This window comes from Hymenobacter polaris, from assembly GCF_012927305.1.
GTDB classification, from domain to species: domain Bacteria; phylum Bacteroidota; class Bacteroidia; order Cytophagales; family Hymenobacteraceae; genus Hymenobacter; species Hymenobacter polaris.
In genome coordinates, this window is the sequence record NZ_JABBGH010000004.1 from 189696 (window position 1) to 198282 (window position 8587).

Annotated in this window: 7 protein-coding genes and 1 pseudogene; 6 read left to right on the plus strand and 2 right to left on the minus strand. The window is 61.7% G+C overall.

The genetic code is table 11. From position 1 onward, the window contains the following. The first annotated feature begins 520 nt into the window (after positions 1-520). Positions 521-3544 (plus strand): ATP-binding protein, encoded by a 3024-nt coding sequence (locus HHL22_RS22575; protein ID WP_169533695.1) that lies wholly within the window; start codon positions 521-523, stop codon positions 3542-3544. 156 nt (positions 3545-3700) lie between these two features. Further along, positions 3701-4459 (plus strand): class I SAM-dependent methyltransferase, encoded by a 759-nt coding sequence (locus HHL22_RS22580; protein ID WP_169533696.1) that lies wholly within the window; start codon positions 3701-3703, stop codon positions 4457-4459. Between the two features lie 409 nt (positions 4460-4868). On the opposite strand, the gene HHL22_RS22585 is transcribed toward HHL22_RS22580, so the two are convergent. Further along, the gene (locus tag HHL22_RS22585; RefSeq protein ID WP_169533697.1) at positions 4869-5036 is read right to left on the minus strand and encodes a hypothetical protein; all 168 of its coding nucleotides are present in this window, start codon (positions 5034-5036) and stop codon (positions 4869-4871) included. 246 nt (positions 5037-5282) lie between these two features. Here HHL22_RS22585 and HHL22_RS22590 point away from each other — a divergent pair, with 246 nt between their 5' ends. The 4 genes and pseudogenes from HHL22_RS22590 to HHL22_RS22605 all read left to right on the plus strand — a co-directional run. Further along, positions 5283-5714, plus strand: coding sequence for a hypothetical protein (locus HHL22_RS22590; RefSeq protein ID WP_169533698.1), 432 nt, complete (start codon positions 5283-5285; stop codon positions 5712-5714). Next, positions 5711-6016, plus strand: coding sequence for a hypothetical protein (locus HHL22_RS22595; RefSeq protein ID WP_169533699.1), 306 nt, complete (start codon positions 5711-5713; stop codon positions 6014-6016). The genes HHL22_RS22590 and HHL22_RS22595 overlap by 4 nt, the downstream gene beginning before the upstream one ends. A 92-nt stretch (positions 6017-6108) precedes the next feature. Continuing rightward, a complete protein-coding gene (locus HHL22_RS22600; protein ID WP_169533700.1) occupies positions 6109-6654 on the plus strand; it encodes a hypothetical protein in 546 nt (181 codons plus the stop codon). A gap of 435 nt (positions 6655-7089) precedes the next feature. Further along, positions 7090-7419: pseudogene (locus HHL22_RS22605) on the plus strand (DUF1016 N-terminal domain-containing protein); the annotation flags it as partial. Positions 7420-7554: 135 nt separating this feature from the next. On the opposite strand, the gene HHL22_RS22610 reads toward HHL22_RS22605, so the two are convergent. Further along, a complete protein-coding gene (locus HHL22_RS22610; RefSeq protein WP_169533702.1) occupies positions 7555-8442 on the minus strand; it encodes a hypothetical protein in 888 nt (295 codons plus the stop codon). Between the last annotated feature and the right edge of the window lie 145 nt (positions 8443-8587).

An 8587-nucleotide genomic window follows, 5' to 3' on the forward strand; every position in this document is an offset into this window, starting at 1 on the left:
CGAGCAGCCCCAAGGCGACCAGCACCACATAGTAGAAGACCCGGCCGAGGGCCGGTGGAAAGTGACCTGCGTGTTCCATAGCGAAGGCGGGTAAGGAGGAAAGCAAATGCGGGGCTAGCGACTACTAGCAGGAGCGTGGGCGGGCAGGCCGAAGGTGGCCGACTGGGCGGGGGCCACCGGCTCATTCGCCGGAATGGCTAGTGACTGTAGGGAGCTGGCAACTAGCGTAATTTGAAGCGCCGAAGCGGTTACAAAGGAAGCGTAGGTCGCCTGGCGCGGCCTTTGCGCACGTTGCAAAATCATTTGCCGATGCAGCCCGCGCTTTTGCCTTTGTGGCAAAGGTGTTTGCGGAGGTTGTCCACGCAAATTTTCCGGTGGCCAACGCGGTAAAATCGCGTCGGCCGCCGCCCGCCTGGCAGGTAAAGCCAATACAGCCAATGGGATAAGTTGTATATTGGGAAACGCCGGTGCTTGTTCTGCTGCGTTATTCCTCACACCCGCCGCTGTTGCGCCGCTGCCGATGACTAGCCGCTACCTTGTCCTTCTATGCTGCTGCCTGCTCAGCGGGCCAGCTACCTGGGCCAAGCCCGGCCCTGGGCCGGCCCTTGTTTCGGCTTCGCCCGATAGCGCGCTGGTGCACGTGCGGGCCGCGCAAGTCGATGCCCAGCCGATGCAGCGGCTAGGGGGCACGCGGCGGTGGCGCTACCGGCCGGGCGCGCCGGCCGGCTGGGCCACCGCCGTTATTAATGACCGCGACTGGCTGCTAGCCAACCCAGGATTTTGGGTGGGGGAAGAACCGCCGGGCTGGCGCGGCACGGGCTGCTTCCGGCTCCGGTTCACCCTCGACTCGGCCCTGCTGGGCAAGTCGCTCGGGCTGTACGTCGCGCAGGATGGCGCCTCCGAAATCTACCTCGACGGGCGCCTGCTGGGCTATTATGGCAAAATTGGCACGTCGGGTTCTACTACCCAGGCCGTGCGGCCGCGCTACTGCCTGTTGCCTTTCACGCTCACTGCGCCGGGGCCGCACTTACTGGCCGTGCGCTACGCCCGGTTCGCTACCTGGCCCCTGCCCTACGGGGGCATTGCCTTGTGGGTGGCCCCGGCCGAGCGCCTGGTGGCCGAGCGCGTGCGCCAGGCCCGCTCCGATACCCTCAGCCTTATTGCCGTCACCAGCGCGACGGTGCTGGCCTTGCTGCACTTTTGCTTGTTTTGGTTTTACCGGTCCCAGCGTGCCAACCTGTATTTTAGCTTCTGCATGGCCGTAGCCGCGGGCACCTTTCTGATGGTGTTTTTGCGCGCTACGTTCTCGGACGAAGGGGCGCGCTGGTGGACGCAACTGGGGTTTCAGGTGGGCACGTCGCTGACCAGCGGGCTCCTGCTCCTGTTCATCTATACCATCTGCCATACCCGCCTGCCCAGGGCCTGGCTAGGGGTGCTGGCGCTGACGAGTGTGGGGCAAGTGGCGTGGTGGCTGGCCCAGCCCCTGGATGGCAACCAGGTGCCGACCGTGGTGCTAGGCGTGTTTCTACTCGCCTGGCTTGATATGCTGCGGGTACTAGGCCTAGCCCTGCGGCGGCGGCAGCCCGGCATTGGGCTACTTATTCTTGGCACGCTAGGGGCGTTGCTGGTGCCGTTTGCTACCAGCAGCGCCTTCCACGTCATTCATGGGCTGGACAGCCCCGATTTTCTGGCCGCGCAGCTCACCATTCAAGGCTGCGCGCTGCTGCTGCCGTTTTCCATGTCGGTGTACCTGGCCCGCGACTTTGCCGCCACGCGCCGCAGCCTCGAAGTGCAGTTGCACCAAGTCGAGCACCTCTCCGCCCAAAACCTGGCCCAGGAAGCTGAGCGGCGGCAGCTCATCAGCGCCCAGAACGAGCAGCTCGAAGCCACCGTGCACGCGCGCACCGCGGAAATCAGCCGGCAAAACCATACCCTGGCCACCCAGCGCGACGAGATACTGGCCCAGGCCGACCGCCTACGGGTACTGGACCAGGAAAAAACCCGCTTCTTCACTAACATCACCCACGAGTTTCGCACGCCGCTCACGCTCATGCTGGGCCCCGCCGCCCAAATTGCCGCCGACACCCGCGAGCCCGCTACCCGCCAGCAGGCCGAACTGGTGGAGCGTAACGCCCAGCGCCTGCTGCACCTCATCAACCAACTCCTGGATTTGAGCCGCCTCGAAGCCGGCCAGCAAGTGCTCCACCCAGCGCCGGGCGAGGTAGTCGGCTTTGTGCGCGGGCTGGTGGGCTCCTTTGAATCGCTAGCCCGGCAGCGCGACATCCAGTACACGTTCGAGGCCAACCCACCCGCGCTGCCCGTCGATTTTGATGCCGACAAGCTGGAAAAAATAGCAGTCAATCTGCTTTCCAACGCCTTTAAATTCACGCCGCCCGCCGGCATGGTCACCGTGCAACTGCGCGCGGAAACGTCCCCCGAGCCAACCAGCCCCAGGTGGGTAGAGCTGACGGTGCGCGATACGGGCAGCGGCATCGCCCCTACGCAACTACCGCACGTCTTCGACCGGTTCTACCAGGTCGATAGCTCCGACACCCGCGAGCAGGAAGGCACCGGTATTGGCCTGGCTTTGACGAGAGAGCTGGTCGAGCTGCACGGCGGCACCATCGGGCTGACCAGCGAAGTGGGCCACGGCACCACGGCCGTGGTGCGGCTGCCACTGGCCCCGGCCAGCGGCAGCCCAGCCGAAGCGCCCACCAGCGAGCCAGCCAGCCTAGCGCCAGCGTTCAACTCGGAGCCCGACTTAACTCCTTCACCACCAGTCGCCCCACTACTACTCGTAATAGAAGACAATGCCGACGTGCGGGCTTATGTACGCACGATACTGGCCGCTGACTACCAGCTGCTGGAAGCTGAAAATGGGGCCGCCGGCCTTGCGCTCGCCGTCGAGCGCCTACCCGACCTCGTGCTGACGGACGCCATGATGCCGCGCCTGGATGGCTACGGCGTGTGCCGGGCGCTGAAGCTAGACGAACGCACCAGTCACATCCCCCTCGTCCTGCTCACGGCCAAGACCGACTTGCCCAGTAAGCTGCAAGGGCTGGACACCGGGGCCGACGCGTACCTGACCAAGCCTTTTCTGCGGGCCGAGCTGCTCGCCCAGTTGCGCAACCTGCTGCGCGGGCGCCAGCAGCTCCAGGCAGCGTACCGGCGCGGCGTGGCTGGCCCGCCCGCCCCCGGCCCACCGTCTATGGAGCAAGCCTTCCTTGGGAAAGTACAACGAGTAGTCGAGCGCTTTCTCGACGACGAAACCCTGAACGTGGAAACCCTGAGCCGGGAACTAGGCCTGAGTCGCACCCAGCTGCATCGCAAGCTCAAGGCCCTCACCGACCAAGCTCCCGGCGATTTTATCCGCCTCGTGCGGCTGCAACGGGCGCACGAGCTGCTGGCCAGCGGCGCGGCCACCGTAGCGGAAGTAGCCTACCAAGTAGGCTACAGCAACCCGGCCAACTTCTCCACCAGCTTTTCGCGCCACTTTGGCTACCCGCCCAGCAGCACGCCCCGCCACGTGCGGGCAAACCGCTGAGGAAGCAGCGTTACGTCTTCTTGGTTCGTTATATAAGTGGATTAGTTTTCTGGAAAGGCGAGTTGACTGGAAATTGTTTATCTTGTAGCTAACTATATTTCATATACTTACCTTATCATGCCTGCGCATTCACCTGTCCTGCTGTGGCGTGCTTGGTTGCTGCTTCTGCTGCTGGCTACTGCGCCCGGGTGGGCCCAGCAACCAGCCGCGCCCGACACGCGAAGCCTGCCGCCCACCCCGGGCCTGGGGCCGGCCCCCGTGCTCTCGCCCCAGGCCACGCCGGCCGAAAAGGCCGCCTATGCTCGCCAGCTGGCCGAGCGCACGCGCCAGCGCTGGAACTACCTGCTCACCGATTCGCTGATGCGCACCAAGGTCTTCAACACGGCCCCCAATGCGCTGCTAGTAGAGACGGTGCAGGGCCTTTCCCCTGGCACGGCCCTGGATGCCGACATGGGCGAAGGTCGCAACGCCCTCTACCTGGCCCAACACGGCTGGCAAGTAACGGGGGTTGATATCGCAGAGAAGGCCTTGGCCTTTGCCCAGCAGCGAGCGCACCAATTGCACGTCCCTCTCACTATAGAAGTTCACGACATGGCCACCTATGACTGGGGCACCAGCAAATGGGACCTGATTGTGCTCAGCTATGCTGGCGGCCGCGACTACGCCGCGCGCGTGGCGCAGGCCTTGAAGCCTGGGGGCCTCGTCGTACTGGAAGCCTTTCACATGGAAGCTACCACACGCCTACCCGTCACGGACGGGGACTACCGGGTGTTTTTCAACACCAACGAGCTGCCCAAGCTCTATGGCGCTGCCGGGTTAAAGATTGTGCGTTACGAAGAGCCGCTCGCCCCCGCCGACTTTTCGAAAGAGACCCTACGCCTCGTGCGCCTCGTGGCTCAAAAACCTAACAGGTAACGTCGTTCTTCAAAAAGAACCGAGTAGTGGGGGCTGAAGCGCGTGCGTAACGAACCCTGAAAACGCCGTTTTTTGGGCTTCTTCGGCTACTATTTTTTGAAGCGCCAGCGACACGAGCAGCTTCGGGGTTTTTAAGCAGGTTGTGTGGGTAGTAGCGGGTAGCTCATAGCCGCGACCTAACGCACCATTTTTATCTAGTCACGGTAAGCAACTGCGACCCGATCACTACAAAAAACAACCTGTTCCAATCTCCTGTTCAGCATGACTGATTAAACGATTTTTTCTAAACAACATACTGATTATCAATAGAAAATACTCCAATAAAGGCCCCATAATCAACGTATTATTTTTGTAGACATAAGAAAGCCCAACCAATCGGTTGGGCTTTCTTATGTCTACAGAAGTAGTGCTACTGAATATCAAGTCGACGAGCTTCGTCGAGAATAAGCATCCTTACTAAGGAAGATGTACTTACACCACGCTTTTTGGCAACCTTCTTAGCTGTTTCCAATTCAATTGCCTCCAATACTACACTGAGCTGTTTCTTGCCTGTAGCTTCCTGTTTTTCGGCTCTCATACTGCAAATATACCCCAGTTGCACTAGCGTATCGCCACAAAATAATAGGCCAGCAAAACGGTTTAATGGTAATTTTATGGTACATTTGTATTGTTCAAGTTGAACAACTTACCCTAGTAAGCAAAAAGAGGTCAGCCGCGCTAACGACTGACCTCCGATATAGCACCTGTTTGCGCAGGTACTACGGTTGGGTTCTTACAAACCTTACTTCAAAAATACATGGCAAACCATGTAACTGGGATAAGTATGCTTACGAGCGTACTCTCATCTTCTCTTGGCGAGCTTCGCCAGCACGTCCTTTTGCCCCTCATCGGCAACCCCCTTTTCAGCGAAGCTGAGCAGCTACGGGCCAACCATTTCGTCCACGAAAGCGAGGATATCGCCCGTCTCACCCGCTGGAGCGCAAGCGTCCTAGCCGAAATCGCCCGGCGTCAAGCTGAAGCTGCCCGCCAGCGCCGCGACCTCGCCACGGGTACCACATTACGTCAGCTGGGTTCCATCAGCTTCCGCAGTCACCGCTCCCGTCTGCGCCAGGCCGCCCCGAGCTGGGTACCCGGTGCTTGCTTCCCCGACCGGGCCGACCGCCGGGCGGGCACCTTCGACCGCCTAGCCGCCGCTCGCTTCCAATCAGCCGATACGCTGAAGCTAGTCACCCTGCTTAGCCGTCACACACGATGAGCTACCGTCGCGACCTCAAGTACCTGCGCCGCGCCCAGAAACAGGCGAAGCGTCAGCTGCGCCAACTCGACAAGTTGGAGCTCACCGGCCTGACCGCCGTCACGCTCCACGCGCATGCCCAGCAAGTGACGATTACCCTCGCCTCCGACACGGGTGCCCCCTTTACGGACACGCTCCGGGATGCTTTGCACGAGCGCCACCAAGCCCTGCAAGCTAAAGCCCGGCAACTCCTGCTTATCTGGCTGGATGAGGAGCAGTTGCGCGACCAGCCAGCCCCGGCCGCCGGGTCCTCCCTGCCCTAGGCGCTCCCCCACTTCTGCAACTGCCTTACCGCTGCTGGCTACCCAGCGGCTGGCCCCCGCGTGCCCCATCCACTTTCTCTTATTACTACGCTATGTTCTCCCCCACTGCCTTGCTCCTGCCCTATGCGCAGGCCACGGCGACCCAACAAGCCCAGGCCCTGCACTACCTGCAAGCCCGCTTGCAACGCCACTTTCCGACCCTGCCCGAACGCCTCTTCGTCCGCACGCTGGCGGAGTGTCGCCCTACGCTGCTGCTCACCGGGACGCAGGTATCGTTCACCCACCTTGAGTTGACTCAGCTGGTTCAGTACCTGGGCAACGCTCCCGAACTGCCGGTCCTCGACCCGCCCCTCTACGGTTGGTCGGCGCTGCAGTTGGCCCAGTACATTCTGCATACCAACGAGCTAGTGGTAAGTGCGCTCACTGAGTTGGCCGGCACGCTGAACATTCGTTGCGGTCCTCACCTCGGGGCGCTGCTACGACGCCTCGCCCGGCCCTACCCGCTGGCCGAGCAGGTGGTGCAGGCCCAGCTTTGGGGTTTACCTAGCAGCCCCCGACTACCCCCGGGCATCCCCGGTGGGGGCCCCGCGCCCGGTAGCCTGGTCGTCGAGTACCTGCTCCAACAGCTTATTTCATAAGCTTACCAGCCAATAAGACAGGAGATTGTAAACTAAACCAGGCGAAAGTATCCGACGCTAAACTTTCCGCCTGGTTTGTTTGACAATCTTCTGCTTACGAGCAACTTGGTTAAGTAGCACTTACCAAAGCTGATTAGGTAATTCGCAGCGCGCAGCCCAAAGCCCGCGGTGCCCCCCTCGCAAGCGAGTTCTTATCCGGTAGCAACTCATTTTGCCGCGGGCGAGGACCGAGTGGATACCCTCTTTGGTCGACTACGGTTACTCCTGTTCCTCGCCACGCGGGGTGCGACTGCAAACTCAACCTACTTTTAGCGCCTTACCCGTTGCTAGTGGACCACCCCACGGGCAGTCCCCCCACCAAGCCTTTGCCGCATGCTTCTTAAACCGGAACTACTCGTCGCCGTGCGCGACCTCATCACGTAGGCGCGGGCCGAGGCGGTGCAGGCCGTCGATGCCAAGCGGGTGCACCTGTACTGGCACATCGGGCGGATGATAGTGGAAGAAGAGCAGCAGGGAGCCAACCGGGCGGCCTACGGCACGTTTCTGATGCAAGGCTTAGCCGACACGTTGCAGCCGCAGTTCGGCAGCGGCTTTTCGCGGCGGCAGCTGTATTGGTACGTGCAGTTTTACCGGACTTTCCCCATTGTGTCCGCAATGCGGACACAATTCAGCTGGACGCATTACAAAACGCTTATCAGCCTCGACAACAAGGATAAGTGCGCGTTTTACCTGGCTGAAGCGACTACTGAAGGCTCCTTGCTTTAGCAGACGAGTATGCTGGCGCTGACTGCCCCCGTTCGGTCAGTAACCTACCCTGTTAGACGTTGACCAAGAGTTGCTTGACTAGGCCACGCGCCCATATCTAGCGTGTTAACTCCCCGCTGGAGGCAGCCATTACCCCTACTGGACACGTCCTCTATTTCGCCTCTTTTTTCTGGTACCCGCGCCCGCCATCAGGTCAGCCAGCACTGAGAGCAAAGACTCCTGCATCAAGGTGGCTAAGGCACTTACCGCAGTCAGCGAGAGCCGGCCTGGGTTTGCGTGGGCTTCCTGCAGCGAGGCCGCGCTGATACGCATCGCCCGGCATAATTCGCGCACCGTGAAGCCCACTTTGCCATTGGCCCGCGGGTGATGCTGCACGATGTCGCGGAAGGTGCGGCGGGCAGTTGATGGACTGTCTTCGGACGCTGGCGCCGGTGCTGGGGGCATCGGCGGATTTGGTGCTATCGCCTCCTCGGCGGAGAGGCCAACGGTCGGTGGTTCCGGAGCGGCCGACGCGGGCTGCTGGTCGGGCACCAGCGGGTCCGGCCGTGGCGCTTCGTCCGCTGGCTCGGGGGTTGCCGCACAGACCCGCGATGCGATAGCGTGCCCCTTGGCCAGCATTGGGGCCAACTCGTCGAGGAGCGGGGTACACCCCGGGGTTTCAGTTGACTGCGTCAGGGCCTGCCGGGCCAAGCTCTGATAGGCGGTGAGTAACACTGCCGTTTCGGTGACGGCCGGCCTGTACCCGGGCGGGTCGAGCAGGGAGCAGGCTAGGGACGAGGCCAGCTGTTGAACTAAGCGCGCCAGGGCCGGCCACTCCAGCCACACCGCCGGCCCGTGCACGACTAGCTCGGGTTGAACGTGCCGAAACGTGTCATTCCACGTGGCCCAGTCCAGCGTCGGAAAGTGCGCGGCTAGCCGCTCCGTGGCATAGGCCAGCGCCTGCACCACCTGCTGCGCGGAAGCCAAGGCGAAGGGGATGCGTCCAGCCCCCGGGGGCAGCGCTGGCAAATCAGCAGTTATCATGGCGACGGTAGAAGGTGTGGGGTCCTGGCTCAGACCACCAGTCAGGCTAACTAGCGGTGGCCGCTGGAGTCAGGGGGAAGTGGAAAAGACGGCAATAGGTACAAAGCTAAGGCCGGGCGGGCAATTAGGGACATATATGTCCCTA